The organism is Kitasatospora cystarginea (genome assembly GCF_039533515.1).
In the GTDB taxonomy this organism is placed as follows: domain Bacteria; phylum Actinomycetota; class Actinomycetes; order Streptomycetales; family Streptomycetaceae; genus Kitasatospora; species Kitasatospora cystarginea.
This window is the reverse complement of the sequence record NZ_BAAATR010000003.1, coordinates 79,436-96,237: the sequence shown is the minus strand read 5'-3', so window position 1 is coordinate 96,237 and position 16,802 is coordinate 79,436. Positions and strand designations below refer to the sequence as shown.

At 70.7% G+C, this 16,802-nt stretch carries 15 protein-coding genes and 1 pseudogene; 12 read left to right on the top strand and 4 right to left on the bottom strand.

From position 1 onward, the window contains the following. Positions 1–136: 136 nt before the first annotated feature. From ABD369_RS04305 to ABD369_RS04275, 7 genes are all read left to right on the top strand, one after another. On the top strand, positions 137–1,582 hold the full coding sequence (locus ABD369_RS04305) for a WGR domain-containing protein (RefSeq protein ID WP_344634837.1): 1,446 nt from the start codon (positions 137–139) through the stop codon (positions 1,580–1,582). A gap of 98 nt (positions 1,583–1,680) precedes the next feature. Continuing rightward, positions 1,681–2,442, top strand: a complete 762-nt coding sequence (locus ABD369_RS04300; protein ID WP_344634836.1) for an SIR2 family NAD-dependent protein deacylase — start codon at positions 1,681–1,683, stop codon at positions 2,440–2,442. A gap of 236 nt (positions 2,443–2,678) precedes the next feature. Further along, a complete protein-coding gene (locus ABD369_RS04295; RefSeq protein WP_344634835.1) occupies positions 2,679–3,353 on the top strand; it encodes a DUF4097 family beta strand repeat-containing protein in 675 nt (224 codons plus the stop codon). A 97-nt stretch (positions 3,354–3,450) separates the two neighbouring features. After that, positions 3,451–4,668, top strand: a complete 1,218-nt coding sequence (locus tag ABD369_RS04290) for a sensor histidine kinase (protein ID WP_344634834.1) — start codon at positions 3,451–3,453, stop codon at positions 4,666–4,668. Between the two features lie 49 nt (positions 4,669–4,717). Next, positions 4,718–5,398 (top strand): response regulator, encoded by a 681-nt coding sequence (locus tag ABD369_RS04285; protein ID WP_344634833.1) that lies wholly within the window; start codon positions 4,718–4,720, stop codon positions 5,396–5,398. A 101-nt stretch (positions 5,399–5,499) separates the two neighbouring features. Next, positions 5,500–6,708: a cytochrome P450 gene (locus ABD369_RS04280; protein WP_344634832.1), complete on the top strand. Its 1,209-nt coding sequence runs from the start codon at positions 5,500–5,502 to the stop codon at positions 6,706–6,708. Between the two features lie 12 nt (positions 6,709–6,720). Beyond that, a complete protein-coding gene (locus tag ABD369_RS04275) occupies positions 6,721–7,725 on the top strand; it encodes an ADP-ribosylglycohydrolase family protein (protein WP_344635090.1) in 1,005 nt (334 codons plus the stop codon). Between the two features lie 87 nt (positions 7,726–7,812). Here ABD369_RS04275 and ABD369_RS04270 read toward each other — a convergent pair whose 3' ends face one another. Together ABD369_RS04270 and ABD369_RS04265 are read right to left on the bottom strand one after the other, a co-directional pair. Further along, entirely contained in the window at positions 7,813–9,096 is a 1,284-nt protein-coding gene (locus tag ABD369_RS04270) for a DUF2786 domain-containing protein (protein WP_425557541.1), read from the bottom strand. Positions 9,097–9,257: 161 nt separating this feature from the next. Beyond that, a pseudogene (locus tag ABD369_RS04265) lies at positions 9,258–9,416 on the bottom strand (ATP-binding cassette domain-containing protein); the annotation flags it as partial. 296 nt (positions 9,417–9,712) lie between these two features. On the opposite strand from ABD369_RS04265, the gene ABD369_RS04260 reads away from it, so the two are divergent. The 5 genes from ABD369_RS04260 to tuf all read left to right on the top strand — a co-directional run bounded on the left by ABD369_RS04260 (position 9,713) and on the right by tuf (position 15,178). Further along, the gene (locus ABD369_RS04260; protein WP_344634830.1) at positions 9,713–10,381 is read left to right on the top strand and encodes a DUF1707 and DUF4190 domain-containing protein; all 669 of its coding nucleotides are present in this window, start codon (positions 9,713–9,715) and stop codon (positions 10,379–10,381) included. Between the two features lie 379 nt (positions 10,382–10,760). Further along, the gene (rpsL, locus tag ABD369_RS04255; protein WP_014144289.1) at positions 10,761–11,132 is read left to right on the top strand and encodes a 30S ribosomal protein S12; all 372 of its coding nucleotides are present in this window, start codon (positions 10,761–10,763) and stop codon (positions 11,130–11,132) included. A gap of 2 nt (positions 11,133–11,134) precedes the next feature. After that, the gene (gene rpsG / locus ABD369_RS04250) at positions 11,135–11,605 is read left to right on the top strand and encodes a 30S ribosomal protein S7 (protein WP_344634829.1); all 471 of its coding nucleotides are present in this window, start codon (positions 11,135–11,137) and stop codon (positions 11,603–11,605) included. Positions 11,606–11,644: 39 nt separating this feature from the next. After that, a complete protein-coding gene (fusA, locus tag ABD369_RS04245; protein WP_344634828.1) occupies positions 11,645–13,750 on the top strand; it encodes an elongation factor G in 2,106 nt (701 codons plus the stop codon). A 234-nt stretch (positions 13,751–13,984) separates the two neighbouring features. Then, positions 13,985–15,178, top strand: coding sequence for an elongation factor Tu (gene tuf / locus ABD369_RS04240; RefSeq protein WP_344634827.1), 1,194 nt, complete (start codon positions 13,985–13,987; stop codon positions 15,176–15,178). Between the two features lie 100 nt (positions 15,179–15,278). On the opposite strand, the gene rfbC is transcribed toward tuf, so the two are convergent. Beyond that, complete coding sequence (gene rfbC, locus ABD369_RS04235; protein WP_344634826.1) at positions 15,279–15,869, bottom strand: dTDP-4-dehydrorhamnose 3,5-epimerase; 591 nt, start codon at positions 15,867–15,869, stop codon at positions 15,279–15,281. After that, entirely contained in the window at positions 15,866–16,741 is an 876-nt protein-coding gene (rfbA, locus tag ABD369_RS04230) for a glucose-1-phosphate thymidylyltransferase RfbA (RefSeq protein ID WP_344634825.1), read from the bottom strand. Before rfbA ends, rfbC begins: the two co-directional genes overlap by 4 nt. Positions 16,742–16,802 lie beyond the last annotated feature (61 nt).

Below are 16,802 nucleotides of genomic sequence, written 5' to 3'. Positions count from 1 at the left end.
CAACGCCGCAGGGCGGTCACCCCTCACGGGGTGGCCGCCCTGCGGCGTTTCTGGTCCGGTGGCGGGCCTGATCGGTTGTCAGTGGCGGCAACTAGCTTGGTGCCAACAGGTTTTCGACCGTCCGAAGGGCCGTTCCATGTCCACTGCCGCCGTTGACGAGCAGGTCACCTACCTGGAGCTCTCCGAGGAGGGGAGCGGTGCGCACAAGTTCTACGAGGTACGGCTGGTCGGGGCCGAGGTGACGGTCACGTACGGCCGGATCGGGGACGGCGGGCAGGCGAAGGCGACCACGTACCCGTCGGCGGAGAAGGCCGCGGCGGCCGCTGCCAAGAAGGTGGGGGAGAAGGTCCGCAAGGGGTACGCGCCGGCGGTGCGCGGGGTGCGGCAGCACCGGGCGGTGACCCGGCGGGAGATCGTCAGCAGCCGGTCGACGGCTCGTCAGGCGCCGGTGCTGTGGCGGTTCAGGTCGGGTGCCGCCGCGTTCGGGATCTTCGTCGGCGAGGAGCACGCCTGGGTGGGCAACCAGGCCGGCGACGTCTACACCCTCACCCACGACGGCGAGGTGACCGGCCGCTACGGTCTGCCGGACGGGGTGAAGTGCATCGTCGCCGACGACTACTGGATCTACGCGGGCTGTGACGACGGCCGGGTCTACGACCTGGGCGGGAAGGTGCCCAGGGTGGCGTACGAGATCGCCGCCGACGTCGACATCTACTGGATGGACATCCACGACGGGGTGCTCGGTGTCTCCGACGCCCAGGGCGGGATCACCACCGTGGACCACGAGGACGAGTTCCAGTGGCGGCGCTCCGCCCCCGGCAGTTCCGGCTGGATGGTGCGCTGCGACCAGGACGGCGTCTTCCACGGCCACACGGCCGGCGTGTCGCGCTACGCGGCCCGCGGCGGCGAGCGGGTATGGCACGTGCGGACGGAGGGCGCGGTCCTCTTCGGCTGGCAGGAGCGGGACGAGGTCTTCGCCGGCACCGGGAAGGGCTGGGTCCACCGGCTCGCCAAGGCGGACGGGGCGGAGGCCGCCCGGTACCGCTGCGACGCGGCGGTGTTCTCCTGCGCCACCTCGCCCGACGGGCGGTACGTCTTCGCCGGCGACAACCACTCCTCGGTGTACTGCTTCGCGGCGGACGGCACCCGGCTGTGGAAGCTGGGCACCGGATGCGGCTCGGCGTACAGCATGCAGTACCGGGCCGGGCGGCTCTACATCGTGACCACGGACGGCTCGTTGGCCTGCATCGACGCGAGTGAGAGCGCCGTGCGTGCCGCCGAGGGCGGGGAGCTGCCCAAGACGGCCGACATCAAGGCGACGGGCTGGGAGCCGGTCCGGGCCGGCGCGGCGCTGGAGACGGTGAGCACGGTGGCGGCCGGCGCGGGTGTCGAGGTCGAGTGCGTGCAGGAGGGCGGCCGGATGAGGGTCCGGGTGCTCTCGGCGGGCTTCGACCCGTCCCGGCGGGTGCAGTTCCCCAAGGACATCCGGGTGCCGGGGGCGCGGTACCTGGTGGCCGAGGTGCTGGAGTCGGCGTCGGGCGGGTTCTACCGGGCCAGGGGCGAGATCAAGCGCCTGCTGTGAGGCGGCCCGGGAGCCGAGCTCCCGGGGGCTTCGCCCGGCCCCGTGACGGCTCGGATTTTCGGTGGCGTGGGACGGGCGGCGGCCCGTACCGTCCGGGCATGGGAGCGAAGCGGCCGCTGATCGCGGTGTTGACGGGGGCGGGGATCTCGACCGACTCGGGGATTCCGGACTACCGGGGGCCCAAGGGGCTGTGGCAACGCGACCCTAAGGCACAGGAGTTGGTGACGATCGGGCCGTACCTGGCCGATCCCGAGGTGCGGCGCCGGTCCTGGTTGATGCGGCGGGACGTCGGGGCCCTCGGGGCTGAGCCGAACGCCGGGCACCTGGCGCTGGTGGCGCTGGAGCGCAGCGGGCTGCCGGTGCGGGTGTTGACGCAGAACGTGGACGGGCTGCACCAGCGTTCGGGACTGCCCGAGCGGAAGGTGCTGGAACTGCACGGGACGGCGCAGCGGGTGCAGTGCGTCAGGTGCCGGGTGCGCGGTCCGATGGCGCGGGCGCTGGAGCGGGTGGCGGCGGGGGAGCCGGATCCGGTGTGCGAGGAGTGCGGGGGCGTGCTCAAGCCGTGCACCGTGATGTTCGGCGAGGCGCTGGACCCGGTGGTGCTGGACCAGGCGGAGGCGATCGCCAAGGCGTGCGATCTGTTCGTGGCGGTCGGGACGCTGTTGCAGGTGCATCCGGTGGCCGCCCTGCCGCAGCTGGCGCTGGAGGCCGGGGCCCGGCTGGTGATCGTCAACGGTGAGCCCACGCCGTACGACCCGGTGGCGCACGAGGTGATCCGGGAGCCCATCTCACTCGCACTGCCGGCGCTGGTTCGGCGGATCATCGCGGGGGAGTTCGCGGGGGATTCCGGGGAGGGGTGAGGCCGGGCCCGCTCGCCAGGGGGAGGTGCTCCCTCGTACGGGGGAGCACGCGGGGGATTCCGCGCAGGCGTGGGTCCGGGCTCGCCCGGGCGAGGGGGGTGATCCCCCTGGCGGGGGAGTCGGACAGACCGCTCGGCCGGGCGATCCGGAGGGCGGGGGTGCTCGGGCAGTCTTCTACCTGTCGGATCGGGGAGGCCGGTTCGAACGGCCGAGCGGGGAGAACTGCGATGAACCGGGTGTCCTTTCGAGTGCTGGCCTACACCGCCATCACCGTCGCGATCGTGGGCGGGATGTCCGGCTGCTTCCAGGACGACCAGACCAGGACCGTGGGCTACGAGGTTCCGGAGACCGTGAACTCCCTGGTGATCGAGGGTGGTACCGGGGACATCCGGGTGGTCGGCGGCGGCACCGGGGTCCGGGTGACGGAGCACCAGACCTACCGCTCCACCGCGCCCGCCGCCGAGCACAGCACCTCCGCCGGCACGCTCACCCTGAGCTACAAGTGCCCGGACGGCGACTGCGGCATCGGGTACGAGGTGGAGGTCCCGGCCGGCACCCGGGTGCGGGTGAAGGACGGCACCGGCAACGTGCACCTCTCCGGTCTGAGCGGCGAGGTCGAGGCACAGACCGGTACGGGCGGCATCGACGCCAAGCGGATGAGCAGCGACCGGGCCAGCCTGAGCACCAGCACCGGCGACGTCTCGACCGTCTTCACCACCCAGCCGCACACGCTCAAGGCCACCACCAGCACCGGCAACGTGACCGTGAAGGTGCCCACCGGGGACCCGTACGCCGTCACCGCCACGAGCGACACCGGCACGGTCGACCAGCGGATCGCCCAGCAGCCGGGCGCCGCCCACAGCATCGTCGCCACCACCAACACCGGCGATGTCCGGATCGGCAATGCGTGAACACCCCGGTGGGGGCCGGGGGCGGCTCCCGGGCGGCGCGTTGCTCCTGCGGTTAAGGCAAGATCATCCCCCGGAGAGCTTCGGGGGAGGAACGGACGTGGAGCGGATCACGCGGGCGCAGGCGCGGATCATCGCGCTCGGGCAGCGATGGCACGGCGGCCGCTTCGGCCGGATCGACCCGATCGCGCTGGACATCGCACTGACGGTGTTCTCGGCCCTGGTCTCGGCCTGGGCGGTGGTCTACGACAACAAGGGTTGGCCCTGGTGGGTCTATCTGCTGGCGGTCTCCAACAGCCTCGCCCTGCCCTGGCGGCGCAGCCATCCGGGCAGTGTCTACCTGCTCACCGGGCTGCCGGCGCTGGTGCTGTCCTACGTCGCGCACTCGGCGACGCCGCAGGTCTCGATCTCCGCCGTGCTCGCGATGTACAGCCTGGCCGACCGGGGCCGGGACTGGCAGCGCTGGCCGCTGCTGGTGGTCACCGTGGCCGCCAACATCATCGGCACCCACTCGCCGAACGGCATGCTGTTCAGCCTGATCATGTCGATCGGTAGCTTCGTCTTCGGCGCGCTGGTCCGCGACTGGCGCGCGCTGGCCAGGTCGGAGGCCGAACGCGCCCATCAGCTGGGCCTGCAGACCGCGAGCGAGGCCGCCCGCGCGGTGGCCGAGGAGCGCGCCAGGATCGCCCGCGAGATGCACGACATCCTGGCTCACGCGGTCTCGCTGATGGTCATCCAGGCAGAGGCGGGCCCGCTGATGGTGCACCGGGACCCGGAGCGGGCGATCCGGACCTTCGACACCATCGCCGACTCCGGGCGCGACGCGATGGTGCAGCTGCGCCGGGTGCTCGGGGTGCTCAAGGAGGAGGGCGCGGGCCCCGAACTCGCCCCGCAGCCCAGGCTGGCCGAACTGCCGGCCGTGGTCGAGCGGGTGCGGCAGTCGGGCATCCAGGTGGAGCTGGAGCTGGCCGCGCCGGAACGTCCGGTGCCGGCCGACGTCGAGGCGGCGGCGTACCGGATCGTCCAGGAGGCGCTGACCAACGTGGTCAAGCACTCCGGGGCGGACCGCGCGGTGATCCGGGTCGCCCAGGTCGCCCGGACCCTGGAGATCGAGGTGTCCGACAACGGGAACGGCGCGGCCGCCGGAGAGCGGACCGGCCGGGGCGGGTCGGCGGACGGCTGGTCGGGCGGGCGCGGGCTGCTCGGTATCCGCGAGCGCGCCGCGGCCTGCGGCGGCAGCGCGACGGCCGGCCCGGGGCCGGCGGGCCGGGGGTTCCTGGTCAGCGCGGAACTGCCGCTGGGCGGGGCCGTACGGTGAGGGCCGGCCGGGTACCGTACGGCCCGGCCGGGAGAGGGGAGTTGTGAGCATGGATGCGATACGAGTGGTGGTCGCCGACGACCAGGAGCTGGTGCGGGCGGGGTTCGGCATGATCCTGGACGCCCAGCCGGACATCGAGGTGGTCGCCGAGGCCGCGGACGGCGCCCAGGCCGTCGAGGCGGTCCGGGAGCACCGCCCCGACGTGCTGCTGCTGGACGTCCGGATGCCCGTCATGGACGGCCTGGAGGCCGCCCGCCGGGTCTGCGCCGAGTTCCCCGGAACCAAGGTGATCATGCTGACCACCTTCGACATCGACGACTACGTCTACGACGCCCTCTACGCGGGGGCCAGCGGCTTCCTGCTCAAGGACGTCCGCCGGGACGACCTCGCGCACGGCGTGCGGATGGTGGCCTCCGGCGAGGCGCTGCTGGCGCCATCCGTGACGCGCCGGCTGATCGGCGAGTTCACCGCCCGCAGGCCGGCCGGGCCGGCGGCCTCGGTGCGCGAGCCCTCCAAGCTGCTCGACCAGCTGACCGTCCGCGAGCAGGAGACGCTGCGGCTGCTCGCCCGGGGCCTGTCCAACGCCGAGATCGCGGCCGAACTGGTGGTCAGCGAGCACACGGTGAAGACGCACGTCAGCAATGTGCTGAGCAAGCTCCGGCTCCGCGACCGGGTGCACGCGGTGGTCTTCGCCTACGAGGCGGGGGCGGTGGTGGCGGGGGAGGCGTAGGGCCTGTCCGGCGTGCCGAGGGGACGGCCCGGGCGAGGAGCCACCCTCCCGCGGCCGGCCCGGGCCTGAATACGATGGCCCCCCGACCGGCAGGAGTGATCATGACTGCTCAGTTCGACCCGTGGTCCGCCGAGTTCGTGGCGCACCCCTACGAGGCGTACGCGGTGCTGCGCGAGCAGGCTCCGGTCAGCTACTACGAGCCCAGTGGCCAGTGGCTGATCTCCCGGTACCAGGACGTCAGCGCGCTGCTGCGGGACCGCCGCCTGGGCCGCACCTACACCCACCGCTACAGCCACGAGGAGTTCGGCCGCCCGGCGCCCGACCCCGCGCTGGAACCCTTCCACACCCTCAACGACCACGGACTGCTCGACCTGGAGGCTCCGGACCACACCCGGATCCGGCGGCTGGTGTCCAAGGCATTCACCCCACGGATGGTGGAGTCGCTGCGGCCCACAGTGGCCCGGCTCGCGGACGAACTGGTCGGCGGACTGCTGGCGGACGGCGGCGGCGACCTGATCGCCAAGGTCGCCGAACCGCTGCCGGTCGCGGTGATCGCCGAGATGCTGGGCGTCCCCGGGAACGACCGGCACCTGCTGCGGCCCTGGTCGGCCGACATCACCGGGATGTTCGAGCTCAACCCCTCGGCCGGGGCGGCCGAGCGGGCGGTGCGGGCGAGCGTCGAGTTCTCCGAGTACCTGCGCAAGCTGATCGCCGAGCGGCGGGCCGCACCGGGCGAGGACCTGATCAGCGCACTGGTCCAGGTCGCCGACGGCTCCGACGCGCTGAGCGAGCAGGAGATGGTCTCGACCTGCGTCCTGCTGCTGAACGCCGGGCACGAGGCCACCGTCAACACCACCGGGAACGGCTGGCTGGCGCTGCTGCGCAATCCCGGTGAACTCGCCCGGCTGCGCGGCGCGGTGGACGAACTGCTGCCCACCGCCGTCGAGGAGTTGATGCGCTACGACACCCCGCTGCAGATGTTCGAACGCTGGGTGCTGGAGGACATCGAGGTCGCCGGGGTGACCGTCCCGCGCGGTGCCGAGGTGGCCCTGCTGTTCGGCTCGGCCAACCGCGACCCGGCCCGCTTCACCGGCCCCGACCGCCTCGACCTGGGCCGCACCGACAACCCGCACATCACCTTCGGCGCGGGAATTCATTTCTGTCTCGGCGCTCCGCTCGCCAGACTGGAGCTCACCGAGTCCTACGGCGCGCTGCTGCGCCGGGCGCCCGGGCTGCGGCTGGTCCGCGAGCCCGAGTGGCGGCCCGGGTACGTCATCCGGGGGTTGCGGGAGCTGATCGTCGAGGTGTGAGGGGTGACGGGCATGGGCCGGGCGACGGGAGCACTGCTGGGTCTCGCGATCGGCGACGCCCTGGGACACCGGACGGAGTTCGACGAGATCGAGCACATCGCCGCCTGGTGCCGGGACTGGCGTGAACTCCCGCTGCCCGAGCCCGCGTTGGTAACCGACGACACCCAGATGACGCTCGCCCTGGCCCGGGGCCTGCAGACCGCACTGGCCGCGGGCCCGCTCACCCCGGCGAGCCTGGAGCCGCCGGTGCGGGCCGAGTTCGCGGCGTGGTACCGCTCGGAGGAGAACAACCGCGCGCCCGGCCAGACCTGCCTTGCGGCCTGCTGGCGCCTGAGCAAGCCGGCGCTGCGCTGGCAGGAGGCCAGCGAGGTCCGCTCCAAGGGCTGCGGCGCCAACATGCGGGTCGCCCCGATCGGGCTGATCCCCGGGCTGAGCGACGAGCAGCGCTCCGGTGCCGCGCAGCTGCAGTCCGCGCTCACCCACGGCCACCCCACCGCACTGGCCGCGAGCGACCTCACCGCGCGCACCGTGCGGTTGCTCGCCGAGGGCACCGAGCCGGGTGAACTCCCCGCCCTGCTTCGGCAGTACGCGCACGCGAACCGTACCCGCTACCGCGAGCGGTGGCTCGGCGACCTCGCCGCGCTGGCCCATGACCCCACGCCGGAGCACTTCACGGCGCGCGGCTGGGACGAGTGCCTGTTCGTCCTCGACCGCCTCGACGCCGCGTTGGCCAGGCCGTCGTACGACACCGATCCGTGCGAGATCACGGGTGAGGGCTGGATCGCCGAGGAGGCCTTCGCCACCGGCCTGTTGTGCTTCCTGCTATTCCCCGACGACCCGGTGGCCGCCGTCCGCCGGGCCGCCTACAGCTCCGGTGACTCGGACTCCATCGCCTGTCTCACCGGCGCCTTCGCCGGTGCCCGCCACGGTGATCCGGCCTGGCCGTCGGAGTGGACCGAGCGCATCGAGTACCGCGACGAACTGCTCGCCCTCGGCTCGCTCTGGGACCGCTGCTGACCCGCTCCTGACCCGCCCCGGCCGAGGCGGGCCGGCGCACGGGCCTTGGGTCGGCAGAAGCCGGACCGGCCGCGTCCAGGTGGCGGCTCAGCGCGGGATGGCACCCGCGCGGCCGTGCAGCGAGGCGCGGTCGGCGGCGGCGCGGCCGGCCGCCCAGCCCTCGCCGTCGCTGACCCGTACCCGCTGGGAGGTCAGCTTGGGGAACATCCGGCCCACCGTGTCGTCCACCGCCTCCTCGCGGGCGGCGAGCGCGGGCAGCAGCCGCTCGTCCGGCACCAGCTGCTCGCAGCTGCCGTCCTCGCGCAGGTGCCGGCCGGCGGCCGCGTCACTGGTGGTCTGCTCGGTCGCGGCCGTCAGCCGCTCCCGGATCCGGGCGGCGTACGCGACCAGGAACGACTGCCGGAAGGACTTCGTACGGGAGGCGCTCTCCGGGTGCCGGCCGCCGTCGGCCGTGCCCGGGTGGCGGGAGCGGCCGGTCTGGCGGGGCTGCATGGCGGAGGTCGCCTGCACCAGGAGCGAGGTGTACAGCAACTCGACCGAGTCCAGGTCCGGATCGAAGCCGACGACGGTGCAGAAGCCGAATTCCTTGGCCCACACCACGCGGCACCGGTTCGCCGCCGCGACGGCGTCCAGCAGCATCGTCTTGGGGCCCTCGTACGGGTTGTCCACCCCGATCCGCAGCGCCGCCGGGGCGTCCTCGGCCGGGCGCGCGGCCGCCAGCAGGGCCTCGTCGATGCTGTGCTGGGCCATCAGCTGCTGCGCCTTGGCGGTCAGCGCCTCGGCCTCCTCGGGGTACTCCGTGGACTCCGCCTTCGCCAGCAGCGCCCGGATCCGCGAGAGCATCCTCGACTCACCCCGCCCCGCCCCGGCCCCTCGCTGCGGCGCGGCACCCGGGACGGGCCCGACCGGTGCGATCGGCGGCAGGTGGCTCCAGGTCCGCAGCAGCTCCAGCACGGCCGTGGCCAGGGCGAACCGGTCCAGCCGGTGGTGCTGGGCGAAGTCGGCCAGGAATCGGTCGTCCCCCTCCCACCAGACCTCGGTGGACAGCTCGTGCAGCTGCTCCTGCCAGCGGCGGTCCAGGGTGGCGGCCGGGTGCCGGCGCCCCTCGGCGGCGACCAGGTCCACCGCCAGCGCTTGGTGCACCGGGCCGAGCCGGCGCCGCACCACCCGGGCCAGATCCGCCGGACGCCAGCCGCCGGCCCAGGCCCGCGCGACCGTACGCTCCGCGAACACCAGCACCGCCCGGCTGACCTCGGGCCACTGCTCGGCCGAAGCCGCCAGCAGCGAGGCCCCGGTGTCCAGCGCCAGATCGAGCTCCTCCTCGGGGGCGCCGATCACCTGGTGGGCGGCCTGCTCCACCAGGCCGTCCATGCCGGGACCCCGCTCGCCCTTGCGCCTGCCCACGGTGTCCCTGCCTCTGTCTAGTCCGAACCTCCGACCCATGATGCCGGACCGCCGGCGGGGCGGGGCGGGCCACGGGCCCCGGGACCCCGGCGGGGGTGCTCCGCGCTCGACGGCGACGTGGACCGAGGGTCCGGGCGGAGCAGCCCGGTGACCATCGACAGCGTGGTGGTCCTGCCCGCGCCGTTGGGGCCGACCAGGCCGATGAAGGAGCCGACCGGCAGTTCGAGGTCGAGGTCGGCCGCCGCGGCCTGATGGCCGAAGGTCTTCCACGGACCGCGGATGCTCACCGCGGAGACGGGCGGATCGGACGGCGCTTACTCCAGGGCGGACGCCTGTATCGCGAGGGCTCCTGCGGTGCATGGGTATGTGGGTGCCGTCAGCCTCTCACTTTCGGGATAACTGGCCCAGAGAGCCTGCGAATCGGGCGTTTCTAGGCCGAATGAGTGGTATTCCGGGACCCTCCTCCACATTGGGCCCGCAGATCGGCAACTAGTACGCGCTCCGGTTCGTCTGGCTCAGTGACGGAGCAGTGCGCGGTGACAGCGCGCGGTGACAAGCGCGCCGGGTGTCGGGAGGTGGCCGGATGGCCGGGGAGCCGTGGCAGATGGAGCAGTCGGCCGACGGGCCCTTCGCCGGGCAGCGGCCCTCGCCGTCCGGGCCCCCGTCCAGGCTCTCCCACGGCTGGCAGCCCGCCGTACCGCCCGTACCCGCCGGGTATCCGGACGGACCGCAGGCCGCGCACACCGCGCAGGCCGCGATGCGTGCCGCGCACACCGACCGCGAGCGCACGGTGGACGTGCTGAAGGCGGCCTACGCGGAGGGGCGGCTGGACGCCGAGGAGTACGGGCAGCGCTTCGAGGCGGCGAACCGGGCGAAGACGTACGGGGAGCTGAGCCGGCTGGTGGCCGACCTGCCGTCCGGGCCGTTCGTGGCCCCGGCGCAGGTCTCCGGCCCCGCCGTGCCGCCCACCTTCCTGGCGCCGCCGAACCTGGTACCGCCCAAGCCGCGCGCCAACCCGCTGGCGGTCACCTCGATGGTGCTCGGGCTGCTCGCCATCCCGACCATGGGGACGACTGCGGTCCCGGCCGTGGTGACCGGCCATGTCGCCCGGGCGCAGCTGCGCCGCCGCGGTGAGCAGGGCGACGGGATGGCCACGGTCGGCCTGGTGCTCGGCTGGCTGGTGACCGCCGGCTGGCTGGCGATGATCCTCGCGGTCCTGGTCGCCGCGGCCGGCAGCTCCCACCCGGCCTGAGAAGTCGCGGCTCGCGGCGTTCGCCCATCTGTGGTATGACGGCAGAGCCAGGTTACGCCGAGCGGGTGTATCGGCCCGTTCAGGGCTGAGCTGCGGCGTTGCATTTGTTTTGACCGGCGCCGATGCGCTAGGTACGCTCTGACCCTGTGCCTGGGGTGTCCCCGGGTCCTTGTGCGTGCATGCACACCGGCCGCCGCGCCGACACCGGAGCGTCGCAACACGCTCTGTTCGCGCGAGCGCCGTCGCTGCACATCAGCATCATGGGATTCCGCGATTCCTCCATCAAAGAGGCTCAACACGCCCGACCGCGTGGGTCGGCGGGTTGGGATCACCGCAGGTTAGTTTGACGCAGCCTTGGCACACAGAAAACGGAGAAACGGTGCCTACGATCCAGCAGCTGGTCCGAAAGGGCCGGCAGGACAAGGTCGAGAAGAACAAGACTCCCGCACTGAAGGGCTCCCCTCAGCGCCGCGGTGTCTGCACGCGTGTGTACACGACCACCCCGAAGAAGCCGAACTCGGCTCTCCGTAAGGTCGCCCGTGTGCGCCTCACCAGCGGGATCGAGGTCACCGCTTACATCCCGGGCGAGGGCCACAACCTGCAGGAGCACTCCATCGTGCTGGTCCGCGGTGGACGTGTGAAGGACCTTCCTGGTGTCCGCTACAAGATCATCCGCGGTTCCCTCGACACCCAGGGTGTCAAGAACCGCAAGCAGGCCCGCAGCCGCTACGGCGCCAAGAAGGAGAAGTAAGAATGCCTCGTAAGGGCCCCGCCCCGAAGCGCCCGGTCATCGTCGACCCGGTTTACGGCTCCCCGCTGGTGACCTCGCTGGTCAACAAGATCCTGCTGCACGGCAAGCGCTCCACCGCCGAGCGGATCGTGTACGGCGCCCTCGAGGGCGTCCGCGAGAAGACCGGTGCTGACCCGGTGGTCGCGCTGAAGCGCGCTCTGGAGAACGTCAAGCCGACCCTCGAGGTCAAGTCCCGCCGTGTCGGTGGCGCCACCTACCAGGTGCCGGTCGAGGTCCGCCCGGGCCGCGCCAACACCCTGGCGCTGCGCTGGCTGGTCGGCTACTCGCGCGCCCGTCGCGAGAAGACCATGACCGAGCGTCTGCTGAACGAGATCCTGGACGCCAGCAACGGTCTGGGCGCCTCGGTCAAGCGTCGCGAGGACACCCACAAGATGGCCGAGTCCAACAAGGCCTTCGCGCACTACCGCTGGTAGTCCGTACCCCGTCACTAGACAGAGAGAGAACGAGCCACCATGGCTGCAACCTCCCTTGACCTCGCCAAGGTCCGCAACATCGGGATCATGGCGCACATCGACGCGGGCAAGACCACCACCACCGAGCGGATCCTGTTCTACACCGGTGTCTCGTACAAGATCGGTGAGGTCCACGATGGCGCTGCCACCATGGACTGGATGGAGCAGGAGCAGGAGCGCGGCATCACGATCACGTCGGCCGCGACGACCTGCCACTGGACGCTGGACGGCAGCGACCACACCATCAACATCATCGACACCCCGGGTCACGTCGACTTCACCGTCGAGGTGGAGCGTTCGCTGCGCGTCCTCGACGGTGCCGTGACGGTGTTCGACGGTGTCGCCGGTGTCGAGCCGCAGTCCGAGACCGTGTGGCGGCAGGCTGACCGCTACGGCGTCCCGCGCATCTGCTTCATCAACAAGCTGGACCGCACGGGCGCGAACTTCTTCTTCTGCGTCCAGACCATCGTGGACCGCCTCGGCGCCACCCCGCTGGTCATGCAGCTCCCGATCGGCGCGGAGTCCGACTTCGTCGGCGTCGTCGACCTGGTGAAGATGAAGGCTCTGGTCTGGTCGCCCGAGGCCACCAAGGGCGAGATGTACGACGTCGTCGACATCCCGGCCGAGCTGGCCGAGCAGGCCGCCGAGTACCGCGAGGCGCTGATCGACACCGTGTCGAACATCAGCGACGAGGTGATGGAGCTCGCCCTCGAGGGCGAGGACATCCCCGAGGAGCTGCTGATCGCCGCGATCCGCCAGGGCACGCTGAACTCGGACTTCACGCCGATCTTCTGCGGCACCGCGTTCAAGAACAAGGGCGTTCAGCCCCTGCTCGACGCCGTCGTGAAGTTCCTGCCGTCGCCGCTGGACATCGAGTCCATCAAGGGCCACAAGCCCGGCGACGAGTCGGTGGAGATCGCCCGCAAGGCCTCCGACGACGAGCCGCTGGCCGCCCTCGCGTTCAAGATCATGTCTGACCCGCACCTGGGCAAGCTGACCTTCGTCCGCGTGTACTCCGGTCGCCTGGAGTCCGGCACCTCGGTGCTGAACTCCGTCAAGGGCAAGAAGGAGCGCATCGGCAAGATCTACCGCATGCACGCGAACAAGCGTGAGGAGATCGACTCGGTCGGCGCCGGCGACATCATCGCCGTCATGGGCCTGAAGCAGACCACCACCGGTGAGACGCTGTCCGACGAGAAGAACCCGGTCATCCTGGAGTCCATGGACTTCCCGGCCCCGGTTATCCGCGTCGCGATCGAGCCCAAGTCCAAGGGTGACCAGGAGAAGCTGGGTGTCGCCATCCAGCGTCTCGCCGAGGAGGACCCGTCCTTCCAGGTCAACACGGACGAGGAGACCGGCCAGACCATCATCGCGGGTATGGGCGAGCTGCACCTCGAGGTGCTGGTCGACCGTATGAAGCGTGAGTTCAAGGTCGAGGCCAACGTCGGCAAGCCGCAGGTCGCGTACCGCGAGACGATCCGCAAGACCGTCGAGCGCATCGACTACACGCACAAGAAGCAGACCGGTGGCTCCGGCCAGTTCGCCAAGATCCAGATTGCGATCGAGCCTCTGGAGAGCGGCGAGGGCTACGAGTTCGTCAACAAGGTCACCGGTGGCCGCGTGCCGAAGGAGTACATCCCCTCGGTCGACGCCGGCTGCCAGGAGGCCATGGAGTTCGGTGTGCTCGCCGGCTACCCGCTCCAGGGTGTCCGCGTGACCCTGCTCGACGGTGCCTCGCACGACGTCGACTCCTCCGAGCTCGCGTTCAAGATCGCCGGTTCCATGGCGTTCAAGGAAGGTGCCAAGAAGGCCGGCCCGGCTCTGCTCGAGCCGATGATGGCCGTCGAGGTCACCACCCCCGAGGACTACATGGGCGACGTGATCGGCGACATCAACTCTCGTCGTGGCCAGATCCGGTCGATGGACGAGCGTCACGGTGCCCGCGTCGTTTCGGCGCTGGTTCCGCTGTCCGAGATGTTCGGCTACGTCGGTGACCTGCGCAGCAAGACCTCTGGTCGCGCAAGCTACTCGATGCAGTTCGACTCGTACGCCGAGGTTCCGCGGAACGTGGCGGACGACATCATCGCCAAGGCCAAGGGCGAGTAAGGACCGGCGCAAGCCGAGTCCTTGCCAAAGGTCCGACTAGTCCCGTCTTTCGGGACGAATCAGACCCCTTAGGCTATTAGGAGGCAAACCTGGAGGGATCTGCCCAGATCCCTCCAGGCCCTCCGGCACCCCACCCGCGGGACGGCATGGGGCGCGACCAGCGCCCCGTTCCCAAACCCGATCCAGACCAACTGACGTCGTACGGCGTACAGAACTGTCCTCAGGAGGACTGAAGTGGCGAAGGCGAAGTTCGAGCGGACGAAGCCGCACGTCAACATCGGCACCATCGGTCACATTGACCACGGCAAGACCACGCTGACCGCGGCCATCACCAAGGTGCTGCACGACGCGTACCCGGAGATCAACCCCTTCACGCCGTTCGACCAGATCGACAAGGCGCCGGAGGAGCGTCAGCGCGGTATCACCATCTCGATCGCGCACGTCGAGTACCAGACCGAGGCGCGTCACTACGCCCACGTTGACTGCCCGGGTCACGCGGACTACATCAAGAACATGATCACCGGTGCGGCCCAGATGGACGGTGCGATCCTCGTCGTCGCCGCCACCGACGGCCCGATGCCGCAGACCAAGGAGCACGTCCTCCTGGCCCGCCAGGTCGGCGTCCCCTACATCGTCGTCGCCCTGAACAAGGCCGACATGGTCGACGACGAGGAGATCCTGGAGCTCGTCGAGCTCGAGGTCCGTGAGCTGCTCTCCGAGTACGAGTTCCCGGGCGACGACCTGCCGGTCGTCCGCGTCTCCGCGCTGAAGGCGCTGGAGGGCGACAAGGAGTGGGGCGAGAAGCTCCTCGGCCTGATGAAGGCTGTCGACGAGAACATCCCGGAGCCGGAGCGCGCCGTCGACCAGCCCTTCCTGATGCCGATCGAGGACGTCTTCACGATCACCGGTCGTGGCACCGTCGTCACCGGCCGCATCGAGCGTGGTGTCCTGAAGGTCAACGAGACCGTCGACATCATCGGCATCAAGGAAGCCAAGACCACCACCACGGTCACCGGCATCGAGATGTTCCGCAAGCTGCTCGACGAGGGCCAGGCCGGTGAGAACGTCGGTCTGCTGCTCCGCGGCATCAAGCGCGAGGACGTCGAGCGCGGCCAGGTCATCATCAAGCCGGGTTCGGTCACCCCGCACACCGAGTTCGAGGCCCAGGCCTACATCCTGTCGAAGGACGAGGGTGGCCGCCACACCCCGTTCTTCAACAACTACCGCCCGCAGTTCTACTTCCGTACCACGGACGTGACCGGCGTTGTGACCCTCCCCGAGGGCACCGAGATGGTCATGCCGGGCGACAACACCGCCATGACGGTTCAGCTGATCCAGCCGATCGCCATGGAGGAGGGCCTCAAGTTCGCCATCCGCGAGGGTGGCCGCACCGTCGGCGCCGGCCAGGTCACCAAGATCATCAAGTAATTGATGCTCTGACCTGAGCTCTGCACCGCAGGCTCATACGAGAGGGCCCTCCCCGTCCGCCAGGACGGGGAGGGCCCTCTCGCTTTCCCCGGGGCCTGCCCTAGCGGCTCCGGGTGTAGGCCCTGCAGTGCTCGTACGAGGGGAGCAGTCCGCTCGCCAGCGCCTCGGCGAGGCTGGGCGCGGTCTCGTCCTTGGCGGAGAGCTGCGGCGCCCCGGCCGGCCACTCGATCGCCAGCTCGGGGTCGAGCGGATGGACGCCGTGCTCGCCGGTCGGGTTGTAGGTCTCGGAGCAGAGGTAGCTGAGCGTGGCATCGTCGGTCAGCGCACAGAAGCCGTGGCCGAGTCCCTCGGAGAGGTAGACGGCGCGGCGGTCCACGTCGTCCAGCCGCACCCCCTCCCACCGGCCGAAGGTGGGGGAGCCGACCCGCAGGTCCACCACCACGTCCAGCACCGCGCCCCGGACGCAGGTCACGTACTTGGCCTGCCCCGGCGGCACGTCGGCGAAGTGGACACCGCGCACCACCCCGCGGGCCGAGACCGAGAGGTTGGCCTGGGCGAGCCGCAGCGGGTGCCCGACCACCTCGGCCAGCCGGTCGAAGCGGTACCACTCGGTGAACAGGCCGCGCGGGTCGCCGTGCAGCTGCGGAGTGACCTCGAAGGCGCCTTCGATGGCCAACTCGCGGAATTTCACTGGGAACTCTCCTCGTCGAGCAGATCGAGCAGGTACCGGCCGTACCCGCTCTTGAGCAGTGGCTCGGCCAGCGTGCGGAGCTGGTCGTCGTCGATCAGTCCGGCGCGCCAGGCGGTCTCCTCCAGGCAGCCGATCTTCATGCCCTGCCGTTCCTCGATCACCTGGACGAAGTCGGAGGCCTGCATCAGCGAGACGAAGGTGCCGGTGTCCAGCCAGGCGGTGCCCCGGTCGAGCTTGGTGACGTGCAGTTCGCCGGCCTTGAGATAGGCCTCGTTGACCGCGGTGATCTCCAACTCGCCGCGTGCGCTGGGGTGCAGGCCCCGGGCGATCTCCACCACCCGGTTGTCGTAGAAGTACAGTCCTGGCACGGCGTAGCGGGACTTGGGGAACTCGGGCTTCTCCTCGATGGAGATCGCCTGCCCGTCCTGGTCGAACTCGATCACGCCGTAGGCGCGCGGGTCGGCGACCGGGTAGGCGAAGACCAGCCCGCCGGTGAGGTCGGTGTGGTCGGCCAGCCGGGTGCCGAGCCCGGTGCCGTGGAAGATGTTGTCGCCCAGGATCAGGCCCACCGACTCGTCGCCGATGAACTCCGCGCCCAGGACGAATGCCTGGGCGATCCCCTCCGGGCGCTCCTGGACGGCGTACTCCAGTCTCAGCCCGAACTGGGAGCCGTCGCCGAGCAGTCGGCGGAACTGGGCCTGGTCCTGCGGGGTGGTGACGATCAGTATCTCGGTGATCCCCGCCATCACCAGGGTGGAGAGCGGGTAGTAGATCATCGGCTTGTCGAACACCGGCAGGAGTTGTTTCGAAACCGCGCGGGTGAGCGGCCACAGCCGTGAGCCGGTGCCCCCCGCCAGGAGAATTCCTCGCATGTGAGGCAGATTATGCGTTCGGGACCGAAGAGTCCCGGCTTGATTTCGCCGATCTTCCCCG

What these genes read in the sequence shown, in the direction of transcription:
- ABD369_RS04300 (WP_344634836.1), top strand. Translation starts at nt 1,681, where the DNA reads ATGGGAGCGAAGCGGCCGCTGATCGCGGTGTTGACGGGGGCGGGGATC.
- ABD369_RS04260 (WP_344634830.1), top strand. Translation starts at nt 9,713, where the DNA reads ATGGCCGGGGAGCCGTGGCAGATGGAGCAGTCGGCCGACGGGCCCTTC.
- ABD369_RS04275 (WP_344635090.1), top strand. Translation starts at nt 6,721, where the DNA reads ATGGGCCGGGCGACGGGAGCACTGCTGGGTCTCGCGATCGGCGACGCC.
- rfbA (WP_344634825.1), bottom strand. Translation starts at nt 16,741, where the DNA reads ATGCGAGGAATTCTCCTGGCGGGGGGCACCGGCTCACGGCTGTGGCCG.
- ABD369_RS04280 (WP_344634832.1), top strand. Translation starts at nt 5,500, where the DNA reads ATGACTGCTCAGTTCGACCCGTGGTCCGCCGAGTTCGTGGCGCACCCC.
- ABD369_RS04285 (WP_344634833.1), top strand. Translation starts at nt 4,718, where the DNA reads ATGGATGCGATACGAGTGGTGGTCGCCGACGACCAGGAGCTGGTGCGG.
- ABD369_RS04305 (WP_344634837.1), top strand. Translation starts at nt 137, where the DNA reads ATGTCCACTGCCGCCGTTGACGAGCAGGTCACCTACCTGGAGCTCTCC.
- fusA (WP_344634828.1), top strand. Translation starts at nt 11,645, where the DNA reads ATGGCTGCAACCTCCCTTGACCTCGCCAAGGTCCGCAACATCGGGATC.
- rpsG (WP_344634829.1), top strand. Translation starts at nt 11,135, where the DNA reads ATGCCTCGTAAGGGCCCCGCCCCGAAGCGCCCGGTCATCGTCGACCCG.
- ABD369_RS04270 (WP_425557541.1), bottom strand. Translation starts at nt 9,096, where the DNA reads ATGGACGGCCTGGTGGAGCAGGCCGCCCACCAGGTGATCGGCGCCCCC.